12 protein-coding genes and 1 pseudogene are annotated in these 14,439 nt (G+C 70.3%); 7 read left to right on the forward strand and 6 right to left on the reverse strand.

Features of this window, described 5'->3' with window-relative positions:
- The first annotated feature begins 29 nt into the window (after positions 1 to 29).
- Positions 30 to 1,628, forward strand: coding sequence for a BCCT family transporter (locus D450_RS0106355; RefSeq protein ID WP_017537840.1), 1,599 nt, complete (start codon positions 30 to 32; stop codon positions 1,626 to 1,628).
- Positions 1,629 to 1,757: 129 nt separating this feature from the next.
- Here the strand turns inward: D450_RS0106355 and D450_RS0106360 are convergent, their stop codons facing one another.
- Positions 1,758 to 2,435: a GntR family transcriptional regulator gene (locus tag D450_RS0106360; RefSeq protein ID WP_338037958.1), complete on the reverse strand. Its 678-nt coding sequence runs from the start codon at positions 2,433 to 2,435 to the stop codon at positions 1,758 to 1,760.
- 360 nt (positions 2,436 to 2,795) lie between these two features.
- Between D450_RS0106360 and D450_RS0106365 the strand changes: the two genes are divergently transcribed.
- From D450_RS0106365 to D450_RS35560, 3 genes and pseudogenes are all read left to right on the forward strand, one after another.
- A complete protein-coding gene (locus D450_RS0106365) occupies positions 2,796 to 5,096 on the forward strand; it encodes an FdhF/YdeP family oxidoreductase (protein ID WP_017537842.1) in 2,301 nt (766 codons plus the stop codon).
- Positions 5,097 to 5,298: 202 nt separating this feature from the next.
- Positions 5,299 to 5,505 carry a DUF6879 family protein gene (locus D450_RS35385; RefSeq protein ID WP_394296816.1) on the forward strand — a complete coding sequence of 69 codons (207 nt, stop codon included), beginning with the start codon at positions 5,299 to 5,301 and terminating at the stop codon, positions 5,503 to 5,505.
- Positions 5,501 to 5,692, forward strand: a pseudogene (locus tag D450_RS35560) (DUF6879 family protein); the annotation flags it as partial. The gene D450_RS35385 and the pseudogene D450_RS35560, both read left to right, overlap by 5 nt.
- Positions 5,693 to 5,935: 243 nt before the next feature.
- On the opposite strand, the gene D450_RS0106375 reads toward D450_RS35560, so the two are convergent.
- The 3 genes from D450_RS0106375 to D450_RS35150 all read right to left on the reverse strand — a co-directional run bounded on the left by D450_RS0106375 (position 5,936) and on the right by D450_RS35150 (position 9,168).
- Positions 5,936 to 6,211, reverse strand: a complete 276-nt coding sequence (locus tag D450_RS0106375; RefSeq protein ID WP_017537844.1) for a hypothetical protein — start codon at positions 6,209 to 6,211, stop codon at positions 5,936 to 5,938.
- A 109-nt stretch (positions 6,212 to 6,320) separates the two neighbouring features.
- Positions 6,321 to 6,761 (reverse strand): hypothetical protein, encoded by a 441-nt coding sequence (locus D450_RS0106380; protein ID WP_017537845.1) that lies wholly within the window; start codon positions 6,759 to 6,761, stop codon positions 6,321 to 6,323.
- A 571-nt stretch (positions 6,762 to 7,332) separates the two neighbouring features.
- Positions 7,333 to 9,168: a pentapeptide repeat-containing protein gene (locus tag D450_RS35150; protein ID WP_017537846.1), complete on the reverse strand. Its 1,836-nt coding sequence runs from the start codon at positions 9,166 to 9,168 to the stop codon at positions 7,333 to 7,335.
- 397 nt (positions 9,169 to 9,565) lie between these two features.
- Between D450_RS35150 and D450_RS0106390 the strand changes: the two genes are divergently transcribed.
- The gene (locus tag D450_RS0106390; protein WP_017537847.1) at positions 9,566 to 9,907 is read left to right on the forward strand and encodes a histone-like nucleoid-structuring protein Lsr2; all 342 of its coding nucleotides are present in this window, start codon (positions 9,566 to 9,568) and stop codon (positions 9,905 to 9,907) included.
- Positions 9,908 to 10,161: 254 nt separating this feature from the next.
- Here D450_RS0106390 and D450_RS0106395 read toward each other — a convergent pair whose 3' ends face one another.
- On the reverse strand, positions 10,162 to 10,638 hold the full coding sequence (locus tag D450_RS0106395; protein WP_017537848.1) for a C40 family peptidase: 477 nt from the start codon (positions 10,636 to 10,638) through the stop codon (positions 10,162 to 10,164).
- Positions 10,639 to 10,806: 168 nt separating this feature from the next.
- Complete coding sequence (locus tag D450_RS0106400) at positions 10,807 to 11,406, reverse strand: SMI1/KNR4 family protein (protein WP_039820206.1); 600 nt, start codon at positions 11,404 to 11,406, stop codon at positions 10,807 to 10,809.
- A 1,538-nt stretch (positions 11,407 to 12,944) separates the two neighbouring features.
- Here D450_RS0106400 and D450_RS35715 point away from each other — a divergent pair.
- Entirely contained in the window at positions 12,945 to 13,940 is a 996-nt protein-coding gene (locus tag D450_RS35715; protein ID WP_449289455.1) for an ATP-binding cassette domain-containing protein, read from the forward strand.
- A gap of 43 nt (positions 13,941 to 13,983) precedes the next feature.
- On the forward strand, positions 13,984 to 14,334 hold the full coding sequence (locus D450_RS0106410) for a hypothetical protein (protein ID WP_017537851.1): 351 nt from the start codon (positions 13,984 to 13,986) through the stop codon (positions 14,332 to 14,334).
- The last annotated feature ends 105 nt before the right edge of the window (positions 14,335 to 14,439 follow it).

Below are 14,439 nucleotides of genomic sequence, written 5' to 3' on the forward strand. Positions count from 1 at the left end.
GCCTCGGAATCGAAAGGAATCCACCCCCCATGCTGCGCAAAGAGCAGGACTCGACGCTCGATCACCCCACCCGCCCCGCCGCCTCCGGGCGCGACCGCACGAAACTCGCACCGGACCAACCTGTGGACCGGGTCGTCCTCGGCTCGGCCCTGGCCCTGTGCCTGGGCTTCGTGGCCTGGGGCGTGGTCGACGCCGACTCCCTCGCGTCGAGCGCTCAGGCCGTGCTCGACCGGATCCTCCACTCGACCGGCTGGCTCTACGGGCTGGTGACCTCCGGGCTCGTCGTATTCGCCCTGTTCCTGGCCTTCTCACGGTTCGGGGACATCCGCCTCGGCCGAGACGGCGAGCGGCCCGAGTTCAGTACGCCGGCGTGGACCGCGATGCTGTTCGCCTCCGGCATGGGGATCGGCCTGGTCTTCTGGGGCGTCGCCGAACCCCTGTCGCACCTGGCCCGGCCGCCGATGGGGGCCGCAGCGCCGAACTCCCCCGAGGCCTCGCGGCTCGCGATGGAGTACTCCGTCTTCCACTGGGGCCTGCACCCCTGGTCGCTGTACGCGCTGGTGGGCCTCGCCCTGGCCTACGGCATGTTCCGCAAGGGGCGGCCCAACCTGCTGAGCGCGATCGTGCTGCCCGGCAGGCCGTCCTCCTCCGGGCCCTCCCGCGCCATCGACGCCTTCGTCGTCTTCCTCACCACGTTCGGCGCGGCGACCTCGCTCGGCCTGGGCGCGCTGCAGATCAACAGCGGCCTGGCCTCCACGTTCGGCGTCCCCGAGAACACCGCGGTGGCCATCGCGGTCATCGCCGGGCTCATGCTGCTGTTCGTGCTGTCGGCGGTGACGGGCGTGCACCGCGGGATCAAGCACATCTCCACGGTCAACGCGGCCCTGGCCGGGGTGCTGGTCGCGTTCGTGTTCGTGGCCGGCCCGAGCGTGCGCATCCTGCAGACGCTCATCGAGACCCTCGGCGGGTACACGGCGCACATCGTCCCGATGTCCTCGCAGACCGGGGCCTACGGCGGTGAGGCGTGGCTCGCCGCGTGGACGGTCTTCTACTGGGCGTGGTGGATGTCCTGGGCCCCCTTCGTGGGCGCCTTCATCGCCCGCATCTCCCGCGGGCGCACCGTCCGCGCGTTCGTGGTCGGCGTGCTCGTGGTCCCCACGGCGCTGAGCCTGGCCTGGTTCGCGGTCATGGGCGGCACCGGCATCCACCTGCAGCTCACCGGCCAGGCCCCGATCGCCGACGTGCTGGAGGCCTCCGGCGAGGAGGGGGCCCTGTTCTCCCTCTTCGGCCACCTTCCGCTGACGACGCTCTCCTCCGTCGCGGTGATGGTGCTGATCGCGCTGTTCTTCGTGAGCAGCGCCGATTCCGCGTCGGTCGTCCTGGCCATGATGTGCCAGCGCGGCGCGCTGCACCCCCGCCGCTCGCTCGTCGTCCTGTGGGGCGTCGCGATCGCCCTGACCGCGGCCGTCCTGCTGCTGGCGGGTGGGCTCTCGGCGATCCAGACGGTCTCGCTCGTCGTCGCCCTTCCGTTCATGGCGCTCCTGGTGGCGGCGTGCGTCGGCCTCTTGCGCGAGCTGCGCGCGGAACCCGTCCCGGAGCCCGGCCGGCCGCGCGCCGGCGTCCGCTGATCGGCGGCCCCGATCAGATTCGTGGTCGTGGTGACGTCCCTCCCCCGGCCGTCACCACGACCACGATTCATTCACCCGGAATGCGGATGCCGCCCCGGCCGGGAGCCGGGAGAACGCGTTGAGAGGCCTTCAGAGAATGGACAGAACGGCCTTCTCGAACCCGCGGATGTGCTCGACGGCGAGTTCGCGGGCGCGGTCGGCCTCGCAGTCGATCATCGTCTCCAGGAGCGGGACGAGTTCGCCGACATGGTCGGTCACGGCGGGGAGGCGGTCGATATAGAGGTACCAGATCCTCAGCATCAGGTTGTAGTACTGGGTGAGCGTCGCCTCCAGGTAGGTGTTGTGGGAGCATTCGTAGATCGCCCGGTGCACCTTGCTGTCGAACACCATCTGCGATTCCGCGTCACGCCCGTGCTCGAAGGCCTCGTCCCGGAGTCCGGCCAGTCGGCAGCGCTGCTGCCCGGTCGCGCGCCGGGCCGTCTGATAGGCGGCCTCGCCTTCGAGGGGCGCGCGGACCTCGGTGAGCAGCGAAAGGTCGGAGAGCTGCACTTCGGTCGCGAACACGCCGCGCCGCGGGTAGACCTTGACCAGCCTCTCGGATTCCAGGCGCTTGATCGCCTCGCGGACCGGGGTCCGCCCCACTCCGAGCTGACGGGTGAGCTCTTCCTCGTGCACCGGGGCTCCGGGCTGGATGCGTGTGGTGACCAGCATGTCGCGAATCGCGAAATAGGCGGCCGCCGAAAGTGACGTATTCTTCCTCGGGGAATTCTGTGCGGCTCCGCCTTCGGTATTCTGCATGCCTGCCATGGTAGGGCAACGTGAAACATCAGTCGTCGGGAACAGCCCGACACCCGGCATGCCGCGCGGCCGGACCGGGCACCGCCCGAGGTGCCCGAGGCGGCCCTGCCCGCGGTTCCGCCCCTCCGTTCGGAGGGCCGGCGCCGCCCGTCCGGCCAGGTGGCACCGCTCCCCCGGCCGCCTAGTGTCGCGTGCGTGCACGGCCGCGTTCGCCCGGGCCTCCGAGCGCATCGAGCGCGGGGCCCGGGAGGGCGGGCGGAACCGCTCCCCCCTTGTCCACAGGCGCCGATCGGCACTGACCGACACGGCGCCGGGCCTGGAAGAATGGAAATCCAACAGCACCGTCGGCTGTACGTTCAGGGGGCCGCCATGTCCAATCCTCCCACCGACGACCCGCGCCAGGACGCCCCCGGCGTCTCCGAGCCCAAGCGCTCGGCCGTGGGCATCCCCGCGATCGCCAACAGTATGAAGGTCGTCGGCCGGCAGTCGGGGGCCAAGCGGGGGCTGCTGACGCTGACCGCGGTCAACCAGAAGCAGGGGTTCGACTGCCCCGGCTGCGCCTGGCCCGAGCCCGACCACCGGCACCCGGCCGAGTTCTGCGAGAACGGGGCCAAGGCCGTGGCCGAGGAGTCGACCCGCCGCGCGGTGGGGCCGGAGTTCTTCGCCGAGCACCCCGTGTCCGACCTGGCCGAGCGCAGCGGCTACTGGCTCGGCCAGCAGGGGCGCCTGCCCCAGCCGATGTACGCCGGCCCGGGCGCCGACCACTACACGCCCATCGGGTGGGACGAGGCCCTCGCCGTCATCGCCGACGAGCTCACCGGCCTGGACTCGCCGGACGAGGCCGTCTTCTACACCTCGGGCCGCACCAGCAACGAGGCCGCCTTCCTCTACCAGCTGCTCGCGCGCCGCTTCGGCACCAACAACCTGCCCGACTGCTCGAACATGTGCCACGAGTCGTCGGGGTCGGCGCTCACCGAGACGCTGGGTGTGGGCAAGGGCAGCGTGAAGCTGGACGACCTCTACCAGGCCGACCTGATCATCGTCGCCGGGCAGAACCCGGGGACCAACCACCCGCGCATGCTCACCGCCCTGGAGAAGGCCAAGCGGTCGGGGGCGCGCATCATGACGGTCAACCCGCTGCCCGAGGCGGGGCTGCAGCGCTTCCGCAACCCGCAGTCCGCACGCGGGATCGTCGGGCCCGGGACCGTCCTGACCGACCTGTTCCTCCAGGTCAAGGTCGGCGGGGACCTGGCGCTGTTCAGCGCCCTCAACCGGCTGCTGCTGCAGATCGACGAGCAGCGCGGCGGCGTCCTCGACCACGGCTTCATCTCCGAGCACACCCACGGCTTCGACGCCTACGCCAAGGCCCTCCTCGACCACGGGGAGGAGGAGTTCTGGGAGCGCATCGGCGCCTGCACCGGGCTCAGCCGCGAGCAGGTCGAGGAGGCGGCGGCGATGGTGCTCGCCTCGGAGAAGGTCGTGGTCTGCTGGGCGATGGGGCTGACCCAGCACCGCAACTCCGTCGTCACCATCCGGGAGGTCGTCAACTTCCTGCTGCTGCGGGGCAACGTTGGGCGCCCCGGGGCGGGCGTGTGCCCGGTGCGCGGGCACAGCAACGTCCAGGGCGACCGCACCATGGGCATCTGGGAGCGGCCGCCGGCGTCCTTCCTCGACGCCCTCGAGGCGGAGTTCGGGTTCGCCCCTCCGCGCGAGCACGGGGTCGACACCGTCGACGCCATCCGCGCGATGCGCGACGGAAGCGCCAAGGTGTTCTTCGCCATGGGCGGCAACTTCGTGTCGGCGAGCCCGGACACGGCCGCGACCGAGGAGGCGATGCGCCGCTGCCGCCTGACGGTGCAGGTCTCCACGAAGCTCAACCGGTCGCACGCGGTGACCGGCGAGCGCGCGCTGATCCTTCCGGCGCTCGGGCGCACCGACCTCGATCTGCACGAGGGGGAGGAGCGCTTCGTCAGCGTCGAGGACTCCATGGGCGAGGTGCACGCCTCCCGGGGCCGCGTGGAGCCGCTGTCGCAGGAGATGCGGTCGGAGGTCGACATCGTGCGCGGACTGGCGGTGCGGCTGCTGGGCGAGGACGACGTCGTCCCCTGGGAGGAGTTCGCCGACTACGACCGCGTCCGGGAGCGCATCGAGCGCGTGGTCCCCGGCTTCGAGGACTACAACGAGCGCGTGCGCAGGCCGGGCGGCTTCCTGCTGCCGCACGCCCCCAGGGACAGCCGCACCTTCCCCACGGCCACGGGTAAGGCCAACTTCACCAGGAACGGCCTGTCGGCCCCGCAGGTCCCCCGGGGACGCCTGCTGCTGCAGACGCTGCGCTCGCACGACCAGTTCAACACCACGATCTACGGGTTGGACGACCGGTACCGCGGCATCCACAACGGGCGCAGGGTGGTCCTGGTCAACCCTGAGGACCTCAAGGAACTCGGCCTGGAGGCCGGAGGCTACGTGGACCTGGTCAGCGAGTGGAAGGACGGCACCGAGCGCCGCGCGCCCCACTTCCTCGTCGTCGAATACCCCACTGCCAGGGGTTCCGCGGCCGCCTACTACCCGGAGACCAACGTGCTGGTTCCACTGGACTCCACCGCCGAGGTGTCGAACACGCCCACCTCCAAGTCCATCGTCGTCCGCTTCGAGGCGGACTCCGGCCTCTAGCCCGTGGGGACCCGGAGCCCCGTGCTCCGGGTCCCCACCGGGAGGGGTAGCCCGACTGAAACCAACTTCTGCCGGGCCCTTCCCGGCCACCAGGGACTCGTAGCGGCGCTCCAGGAGCATCCGGCCCTAGTGCAGCGAGCTGGGCCACTCGCGCCTGTAGATACGCTGCGTATTCGTCACGGTCCGCCTGCCTGGCCCCGTCATCAGTGAGTTCTTCACCGACGGCTTCCCCCACACCGCCCGGCGTCTGGAGACCCGCGGCACCTACGGAGTGCCCTCCGGGGCCAAGGAGTTCCAGGCGTGGTTGCGAGGTGACGAACCCGAGTCCGACCTCGACCGGACGGGGCTGGTGGCCATACGCAAGCTCGAAGCCGAGGGCATGAGGATCGAACGGGTACGGACCCATTGACGACCCGCCCACGGACTACCAGCGCTGGGCCCTTCCCGAGGTCACCGACAGCATCGCCACGGGCGAGGACATCCGCTACCTTCCCCGCGCCGAGCAGGGACCCCTCCCCCAGCATGGGCCGCACTGCGGTTTCTGGCTCTTCAACTCCCGAACCATCGACGTCTTCTCCTTCGACGGAGCCCGCTCGCTCGGTGGCGGCAGAGGCGATGCTCGGCGAGATCCAAGAAGGTGCGCGCCAATCATGGTGGACCGCCGACACAAACACCTTCACTTTTCTACGCATCTGCCGAGTGCGTCGCCGACGTGTTCCTCGGTGTACTTCTTCTGCACTACCTCCCCCTGGAGGCGGCGGTCGGCCCGTAGAAGCGGCCCCGGAAACAAGATGGAGCCGGGGCGCATCCAGGGCTGGGACATAGCGACAGGGAACCCGTCAAGTAGGAAGCACCAGAGCGAGCGCCGGCACCACGACCGCTGCGTGAGCCAAGATGATCGTCACCCAGGCGTTAGACGAGAGTCCCCGCAGCCCCTCACCCCTGGCCCCACTCCAGGCACCGATGAGGACCACGGCGGCCAGAACTGTGAGGATCAAACGAACCCACCAGACAGGCACACTTTCGCTGACCTTGCCGAGGAGAAGCGAAACCAATCCGAACGGGATGACCAGCAGCCATCCCGTTGTCTTTTTTTCCTCGATTTCAGTGTCCAACCAACTTACCTTCCAGCGAGCAGCCGCCCGCTCACGCCTTCGTTGATCAGGGCCGACGATTGCGGGCGGGAAGAGGGCACCATTCCTCTCCCCGCCCGACTTCAGTCCGTCAGGACAGCCAGTCGTCGAGGGTGCTGTAGATCTCGTACTTGGTGAACTCCTTCAGGGAAGTCCGGATCCAGGAAGGAACGTTGTTGTCGAACCAGCCGGAGAAGTGGCCCCACCCCTTGCGCACGGCACCCTTGACGCCGGGGATCTTGCCCATGAGCTTGATGATGATCTTGACGACGCCCCTCTGCTGGGCCTCGGTGGCGGTTCCGTCCGCCACGGCCTCGAGGGTCTCGCGTTCGCTCTGAGTCAGGTACTCGGCTTCAGGCGCCTGGAGGGCTTGGCGCGCCGATTCACGCAGGTCGTGGTCGGAAGCAACGGTGGCCGCGGTGGGACGGGGAGCCTCGTGGGCCTCCGCCGCCGTCGCTGCGGGCGCCGCGAAGCCGAGGGCGACCGCCGACAGAGCCGTCACACCGAAGGCCCGGATTGTTGCCTTGTTCACCTATACTCCTCTTGCGAAGGGGAGGGCGGACGTAAAGCGCTTTGGCGAGTTGCCCTAACGTCCGCCCTTCTCTGGCCTTGTCCGGGGGGGGCACCCCGGAACGCACCAAAAGTTAACAACCCTTCCTATTTCAGGCAAACATCCCATCATAGGTCTTCATTGCCGGGCGAAGGTGTAGCTGACCAGGGAACTCCCACCCCTCTTCACTGCCCCCAGTTGGAGAGCCAGATGGCCGGACTCGGCCATCAAGGAGGACCGGACTTCCCTTGACGCAACTACCCCCAGTGCACTGATTGCTGCAGACCGGTGCGCTTCAGTCGGCACAAGCAGACCCCTGGTCGATGTCCGCGGCCAGGTACGGGGCCGTCGGCGGTGACGGTGTACATGCCGCCCCCTTCCGGCATTGACGAGGCCGGGGCGGGGTCAGTGAACCCGTGCTCCTGGTCCCCCTGGGAGGGGGCCCGTCGGAGACCGACTTCTTCCGGGTCCTTCCCGGCGACCCGTGGCGGTGGGCTCCAGGACGGGCCGCCCCACCGTCCCTGAACGGGACGGAGAGCACCCCCGGGGCCCGCTACCGCTTCACGCGGTTACGGACCGCGAGCACCGCCAGGGCCAGCAGTACCGGTCCCGCGAACCGGGACACCACCACCGTCCACTTGCCGACGTCCGTGAGTTCCTTGCCGCCGTCGCGGAAGGCGACCGACCCCAGGGCGATCCGCGCGGCTTTCTCCACCCGGTCACCCGTCCAGCGCTCCTCCGCGTCGGGGAGCTCGGCCGGCGGCTTGCCGATCTCGGCCGTCACCTCCCCGCCGCCAGACGGCAGCGAGAACTCCACCCGCTGTTCCGGCCCCTGGTCCGGCAATCCCCACCCGGCCAGCACCACCGTGGCCACAGCCACCAGCACCGCCAGTGCCGCAAGCGCACGCAGGGCGCGCAGCCCGAACCCCGACAGCGCCCAGTAGGCCCACAGGATCGCCCGCTCGGCCGGCGGCGCGGACGGCGCGCCTGCGCGGAACAGCATCTCGCCGTAGTAGAAGTCGGCGGCCCCGGGCCGGTCGGCGTTCTCCTCATGGGCCCGGCGCAGGCTGCGGTACAGGTCGGCCAGCTGCTCGGCCGATACCTCGGGACGCTTCGGCCTGGACAGGAGATGTGCTCCTCTGGGGTCCTGCACCCAGCCGCCGTACCCCCTGGTGGTGCGCCACTCGCGTTCCTCGGCCAGAACGCGGCGCCGCGACCACCGGACCAGCCGGCCGAACCGGCCGCCGCGCGACCTGGGTGGCCAGGCGAAGACGCACTGGCCCTGCAGGCCGAGGGATGCCAGGTTCATCGCCCCGGCGAAGCGGCACGAGGAGAGGTCCACGTCGTTGAGCGCCAGGTGCGTGCAGTCCACGCCCCGCAGGGACACCACCACCGGCATCCAGGGCCGCCCCGCCGTCGATGCCCCGGAGTCGCTGAGGGGAGACAGAAGCCGCGGACTGCCTCCGGGCGGGGCCTGTCCCCCGCTGGGAGGGGAATTCGGCCCAGTGGGGATCCGCCGTGGCGCGCCCGAGAGGGTAGAGGGCCCCTCGATCCGTGCTCCCTCCAGGTCGACCGCGGCTCGCTGGAGCACCAGCCGTGCGCCCGACGGGAAGCCTGCCCGTCTCAGGTCGACCCCTGCGGCATCGATCTCCAGGTCGACTGGGGAGGGGAACTCTGCGTCGGACAGGTCCACCCGCCCGGACGCGGCGATGGCGAGGGTGCTGGAACCGTTGAACTCTGTTCTGCGGAACTCGGCGTCGCCCTCGAAGCGCGTGTTCACGAACCCTGTGCTGCCCTCGAAGCGCGCCCCCGTGAACAGAGCGTTGCACTCGAAATGCGCCTCCCCGAACTCGGCGCCGCCCTCGAAGCGCGCGCCCACGAACCGGGCGCCGCCCTCGATATCCGCGCTCCCGAACCAGGCGTCGCCCCCGATATGCGCCTCGGTGAATTCGGCGCCGTACTCGAAGTACGCGCCGACGAACCATGCGTCGCCCTCGACGCGCACGCCCGAGAACTGGGCAATGCCCTCGAAGTGCGCGCCCAGGAACCCTGCCTTGCGCTCGAAGCGCGCACCTGTGAACCAGGCATGGCCCCTGAAGTGGGCGTCCCCGAACCCGGCGACGCCCTCGAAGCGCGCATTGGTGAACCGGGCATGCCCGAGGACCTTCCTTCCGTCCTCGTCCCTCAGTGGATCGAGCAGTCGATCCAGGAGGCCGGAGCCGATCGTGGTCCCCGAGACGTCCAGATCGCTCCCCGGGCCCAGACTCGCGAGGAAGCCGTCCAAGGTTTCGGGGTCCAGATGGGCCAGGCACGTCTCCGTCCCGGCGGCCCGGATACCGCGGCAGTCCTCCTCGGCCGCACAGGTCTCCCAATCGGTGGTGATCGCCATGGGCCTTGTCTAGCGGACTGGGCCGCCTGGTGAGGCCGCACACAGGCATGAGGGCGACCGGCCTCGCTCCCGGGCCGAGAGATCCGGGGCGGTCTCTTCGCGCATGGCCGCCAAGAAAACTCGATACCGAGAATAAGCCGGTCGAGAGCGCCGCAGATACCGCGACCCGAGCACCGGGCTTCGCACACCCCGGTGCTGCACCCATCCGCGATGGGCCGCCTTCCCTCCTCTCCTCCGAAATGAGGGATATGTAACTCTGCCGGACCACTCGACAACCGAGCGCCCCCGGTCGGTACTACGACACGCCGGTCGGCCTGTTCCCGGTCCGCGACATTACGTCTAAGGCCGGAACACGTGCTACTTTCCCGGTAAGAGACCTGATCGACAGGGGGACTCCATGGCCCAGAAGGTCAAAGTAGAGCTGGTCGACGACCTCGATGGGACCGAGGCGGACGAGACCATCCAGTTCGGCATCGACGGCAAGAACTTCGAGATCGACCTGAACGCCGAGAACGCCGACAAACTTCGCGAGGGGATGAAGGAGTTCGTCAGCGCCGCGCGAAAGGCTCAGAGCAAGCCCGCACGGGGCTCCTCCCGCCAGGCGAAGCGCAAGGGGCCGGACCGTGAGCGCAGTGCCGAGATCCGTGCGTGGGCCAAGGAACAGGGCAAGGAGGTGAACGAGCGGGGTCGTATTCCGGCCGGCATCGTCGCCGAGTACGAGGCCGCCACCGGCCGCTGAGGCCTACCGAGAGGCGCCCCCTTGCCACGAGGGGCGCCTCTTGTTCTCGGTCCGCTCTTTTCACCGCCCGGCTCCTGGCCGCGCAAGGGAGCTTGAGGTGACAGGTCCGACTGCGCCAGGAACAGGGGCGGCGGTGCCGCCCGCGTTCTGGGCCGCATGCTGTTGCACCGCCGCGAAAGCTCCGGCGTAAATCCGTGCTCGATCGGCACCCCGGCGCACTCATCGACCTCCGAGGGCGCGGCGCCGGAGCGTGTCTAACCGGGGCGTACGGCCGTGGTCAGGCTGGACCACCAGTAGTCGACCAGCTCCTCCTCCTCAACGGCACGTGCCGCACGGTCGGCGTGCACCATTCGACCTTCGCCGACGTAAATTCCCACGTGCGATTTGTTGTAGTAGAAGAACATGAGGTCCCCTGGGCGCAGGTCGTCGCGCTGGACCTTGTGGGGCAAGTCGGCCTGGGCGAAGGACGTTCGGGGGATCTCGAAACCGGCCTCACTCCAAGCGGCCTGCGCCAGACCAGCGCCGTCCCAAGAATCAGGTCCTGTCGCTCCCCAGACGTACGGCTTTCCGATCTGCTCGCGCGCGAACGCCACCGCCGCTTGGCCCTGTGCCGGCGTCGAGGCGTGCGCCGTTGCGGTGGTCGGCAACGCCAGCGCAAGGGCGAGGAGCACGGCGCTGAGCAGCCGGACGGTCGCCCGCGAAGCGGCAGTGGATTTCGTGCGTTGTTCCATGGAAGGGCCTTTCTTCACCGGTGATCACCGGTTCGTTGCTTTTCGTGGCCTGGGACACCCTAAGCCAGCCCGTCCGAAGAATTCAGGGCGGGGTCTTCATGGTCCCCGAGCCCCGGAGACGACCAGGGAAAATCGCATCCCCTTCGGGCCTGTCAGGCCTTCCGAACTTCAGATGATCTCCCAGTCCAATTCGCCCTCCGGGGTGACGAGCCGTTCGTAGACGCCCTCCACCCCGCCGACCTCCAGGGCCGTGGCCGTCGTCTCCAGCAGCGCCGACAGGGACCTGTACATCGCCTCCTTTCCGAAGGAGCAGCCCACTTCGTGGTCGGCGTTCCCGATGCGCCCGAAGCGGTCGCCCGGGCGCGTGTCGATGACCAGGTAGTCCCCGGCCCCGTCGGCGGCGAACGGAACCCACTGCCGGTGCCACCACAGCCCCTCCCCCTCGTCGTCCCCGCCTTCCGACGGCGCCTCCCAGCGGTCCTCGATCCTGGTTCTGATCCTCCATCCGCGGGCGACGCCGGTCGTGCTCAGCAGGGTCCAGAACGGAGGGAGGAGCTCGAGGTCGCGCGTGCCGTCGTGGCGGAGCAGCGACTCCCTCAGCGGTTCCGGCAGGGCCCTTCCGATCTCCCGCTCCGTCGAGGCGAGGCGGGCCGGGTCCGCCGGGGGCGCCAGTGCCTCGAAGGTGGCCGGGGCGTGCGCGGACAGCCAGGCCTCGATGCGGTCCCAGGACTCCTCTACCGGTGCATCCGGTCGTGTCGAAGACGCCATGGGCCGCATCCTGACACCGCGCACCGACAGGAGGCGGGTTCCGATCCCGTCCGGATCCGCGGCGGATACGGCCTCAGACATATTCCGATGACCCCGCTCGGCCGCCTCCAGCGCGGACGTCCGGCGGCGGGCGGGTTCGGATCGCCGCCGCCACCGCCTCGCCCCTCGGTCGGACCGGGATCCGGACCGGCACCAACCCCGCCGCCCCGGTCCGATCACCTTCCATGTCCGCCCGCCCCTCGGCAGGATTCCCACCGCGGGATTTCCTCGAACGTCTGTACTATCCGGGGTGGAGTATGCGCCGAACCGACGACGGGCCGAAGCGGAGGCGATCACGGGGACGCCGTCCCCGACCGCCTTGGGAACTCCCCGAATTCGCCAAGAGCAGGTACTACCCGTGGCTGGAGGAGATGGGCTCCATTCCGGTGCGGCAGGTCGCCGCCCGCCTTCCCGGGCAGGTCGCCACGGCGCTGCGCTGGGCCTGGCGCGCGAGCCCGCGCGACACCGCCGCCGTGGTCGGCCTCAACCTCGCCGCGGCCGTCCTGGCGGCCTCGGTCCTGGTGGCCCTGGCCGGCATCCTGAACGAGCTGTTCGCGGAGGGTCCCACCCCTGAGCGCATCCAGGCGGCCCTGCCCTCCCTGGTCCTGGCCGGGACGGCCGTCACCGCCCGCGCCTGCCTGCGCACGGCCGCGATCTGGGCCCAGGGGCGGCTGCGCCACCAGGTGGAACTGGTCGCCGAGACCGAGCTGCTGGGGACGGTCACCGCCGCCCGCCTTGAGGCCTTCGACGAGTCCGAATTCTGCGACGCGGTCTACCGGGGGCGCGATCGGGGCCTCTACCAGGCCGGGCAGATGATCGGTCACACCGTCGACATCCTCGCCGAGGCCGTCGGGATCCTCGCGGTGGCCTCGGTCGTGACGGTTCTGCACCCGTTGCTGTTGCCGCTGCTGGTGGCGGCCGTGCTCCCGGTCGGGTGGGCCGCCGCCCGCTCGGCGCGGATGCAGTACCAGCGGATGCGCGAACTCTCCACCACCAACCGGCTGCTCTACATCCACACCTACACCATGACCCAGCGCGAGACCGCCGCCGAGCTGCGCGCCTACAACATGCGCGGCCCGATGCTCCGTGAGTACACGGCCCTGGCGTCCTACGTGCGCGACTCGCTGCTGGCCATCGTCGGCCGCCAGACCGCCGTGCGCGCCTCGGGCGAGGCCGCAGGGGGCGCGGTCACCCTGGCCGCCTATGCCGCCCTGGTGGCGATGCTGCTGGGCGGGTGGATGCCGCTGGCGGTGGCCGGGACCGCCTACGTGGCGCTGGGCCAGGGCCGGGGCGCCCTGGACCGGCTCGTCAACGCCGTCGCGAGCTTCTACGAAGCCGCCCTCTACTTCTACGACTTCCTGGAGGTTCTGGGGCAGGCCCGGGAGCGCGCCCCAGCCCGGGTCACCGGGCCGGAGCCGGGGCCCCTGGAGGAGATCCGCCTGGAGGAGGTGTCCTTCTCCTACCCCGGCGCGGACACCCCGGCGCTCGACGGGGTCTCCATGGCTCTGCGGAAGGGCGAGGTCGTCGCCGTGGTGGGGCCGAACGGGTCGGGCAAGACCACCGTGTCCACGCTGGTCTCCGGGCTGTTCACCCCGGACAGCGGAAGCATCACCTGGAACGGGCGCGACCTGGCCGCCATCGACCCCGAGCGCCTGCGCGAGCGGATCGGCGCCATCCGGCAGAACCACTCCCTGTGGCCGTCCTCCGCGCGGAGCAACATCACCATGAGCGGCGAGGACGCCGACCCGGGCCGGCTGGAGCGGGCCCTGGCGCTCTCCGGTGCCGATGAGGTCGTGGACGGGCTCCCCCACGGCCTGGACACCGTCCTGGACCGGCGTTTCAAGGACGGAGCGGACCTGTCGGGCGGACAGCGCCAGCGCATCGCCGCCGCCCGCGGCCTGTACCGGTCGGCTGACCTGGTCATCGCCGACGAGCCCACCGCGGCGTTGGACGCCTTCGCCGAGCAGCGCCTGTTCGAGACCCTTCAGCACGCCGCACGCGGAGCCGCGGTCCTGTTGATCACCCACCGCCTCGCCTCGGTGCGCATGGCCGACCGGATCGTGGTCATGGACCGCGGCCGGGTGGTCGAGGAAGGCACCCACGACCGGCTGGGGGGGGGGGGGGGGGCGNCATCCAGGCCGCCGCCTATGAGCAGGGAGGCGTCGGAAAGGCGCCGTGAGGCCGCGGACGGCCACGCGGTGCAGGAACGCCCCGGCGCCGACCGTCCGCGTGACGGTCGGCGCCGGGGTGCTTCCGCGCCGGAGTGTCGTCGCACGTCGCTGCCGAGGGCCTGCCCGTCACCCGCTGGAGCGCCTTCTGGCCCTCACGTCGTTGTTCTGGGCCGCCCATGCCCGTTGCCGCGCTCACTGGCGCGACCACGATGGTGCGGCTCCCGTCGGTCGCCGGGCTGGACGGTCCCCGGCCGCATGCGGCCGGACGCCGACGAGACCGAGGCCGCCGAGGAACGCCGGCACCCGACGACGCGTCCTGAGTAGCCGCACTCATGCCCGGGGCCGGGACGGACAGCACGATCGAGGCATGGCAGAAGCGCGGGAGCAGAAGAACACCGACGACTACGACCCGCACTGGGACTGGATCCCGAGCGTGGGCCTGGCACTGATCATCGTGGGCTTCGCGCCCATGGGGATGGTCATGGCCCTGGGCGCGCTCGCCTCCGGCGGCTGCTCCTTGGGCACCGACGGTTCCTGTTCGGACAGCGACTTCTCCTGGTACGCCGCCGTTTCTTCAGTGATCGCGGCCCTGCTGTGCAGCGTCCTGTCATGGACCTGGCCGCGTCGGCGCTGGGCGAGGCCGGTGCGTCTGGCCTTCCTTCTCGGCGAGATCGGCGGGGCGGCCTTGGCCGTAACGCTCATCTTCACCATGCCTTAGACCCGATCCCGAGGGGCGTGGGCGCTGTGCGGAGGCGGCTCCATAACCGACGCCCGCGACTCCGTAGAGTGGCCTTCGCGAGGCGGTGCCGACCCGCTGGCGGGG

This window comes from Nocardiopsis halophila DSM 44494 (genome assembly GCF_000341245.1).
Classification (GTDB): domain Bacteria; phylum Actinomycetota; class Actinomycetes; order Streptosporangiales; family Streptosporangiaceae; genus Nocardiopsis_A; species Nocardiopsis_A halophila.

What these genes read in the sequence shown, in the direction of transcription:
- D450_RS0106365 (WP_017537842.1), top strand. Translation starts at nt 2,796, where the DNA reads ATGTCCAATCCTCCCACCGACGACCCGCGCCAGGACGCCCCCGGCGTC.
- D450_RS0106355 (WP_017537840.1), top strand. Translation starts at nt 30, where the DNA reads ATGCTGCGCAAAGAGCAGGACTCGACGCTCGATCACCCCACCCGCCCC.
- D450_RS0106410 (WP_017537851.1), top strand. Translation starts at nt 13,984, where the DNA reads ATGGCAGAAGCGCGGGAGCAGAAGAACACCGACGACTACGACCCGCAC.
- D450_RS35150 (WP_017537846.1), bottom strand. Translation starts at nt 9,168, where the DNA reads ATGGCGATCACCACCGATTGGGAGACCTGTGCGGCCGAGGAGGACTGC.
- D450_RS0106360 (WP_338037958.1), bottom strand. Translation starts at nt 2,435, where the DNA reads ATGGCAGGCATGCAGAATACCGAAGGCGGAGCCGCACAGAATTCCCCG.
- D450_RS0106395 (WP_017537848.1), bottom strand. Translation starts at nt 10,638, where the DNA reads ATGGAACAACGCACGAAATCCACTGCCGCTTCGCGGGCGACCGTCCGG.
- D450_RS0106390 (WP_017537847.1), top strand. Translation starts at nt 9,566, where the DNA reads ATGGCCCAGAAGGTCAAAGTAGAGCTGGTCGACGACCTCGATGGGACC.
- D450_RS0106400 (WP_039820206.1), bottom strand. Translation starts at nt 11,406, where the DNA reads ATGGCGTCTTCGACACGACCGGATGCACCGGTAGAGGAGTCCTGGGAC.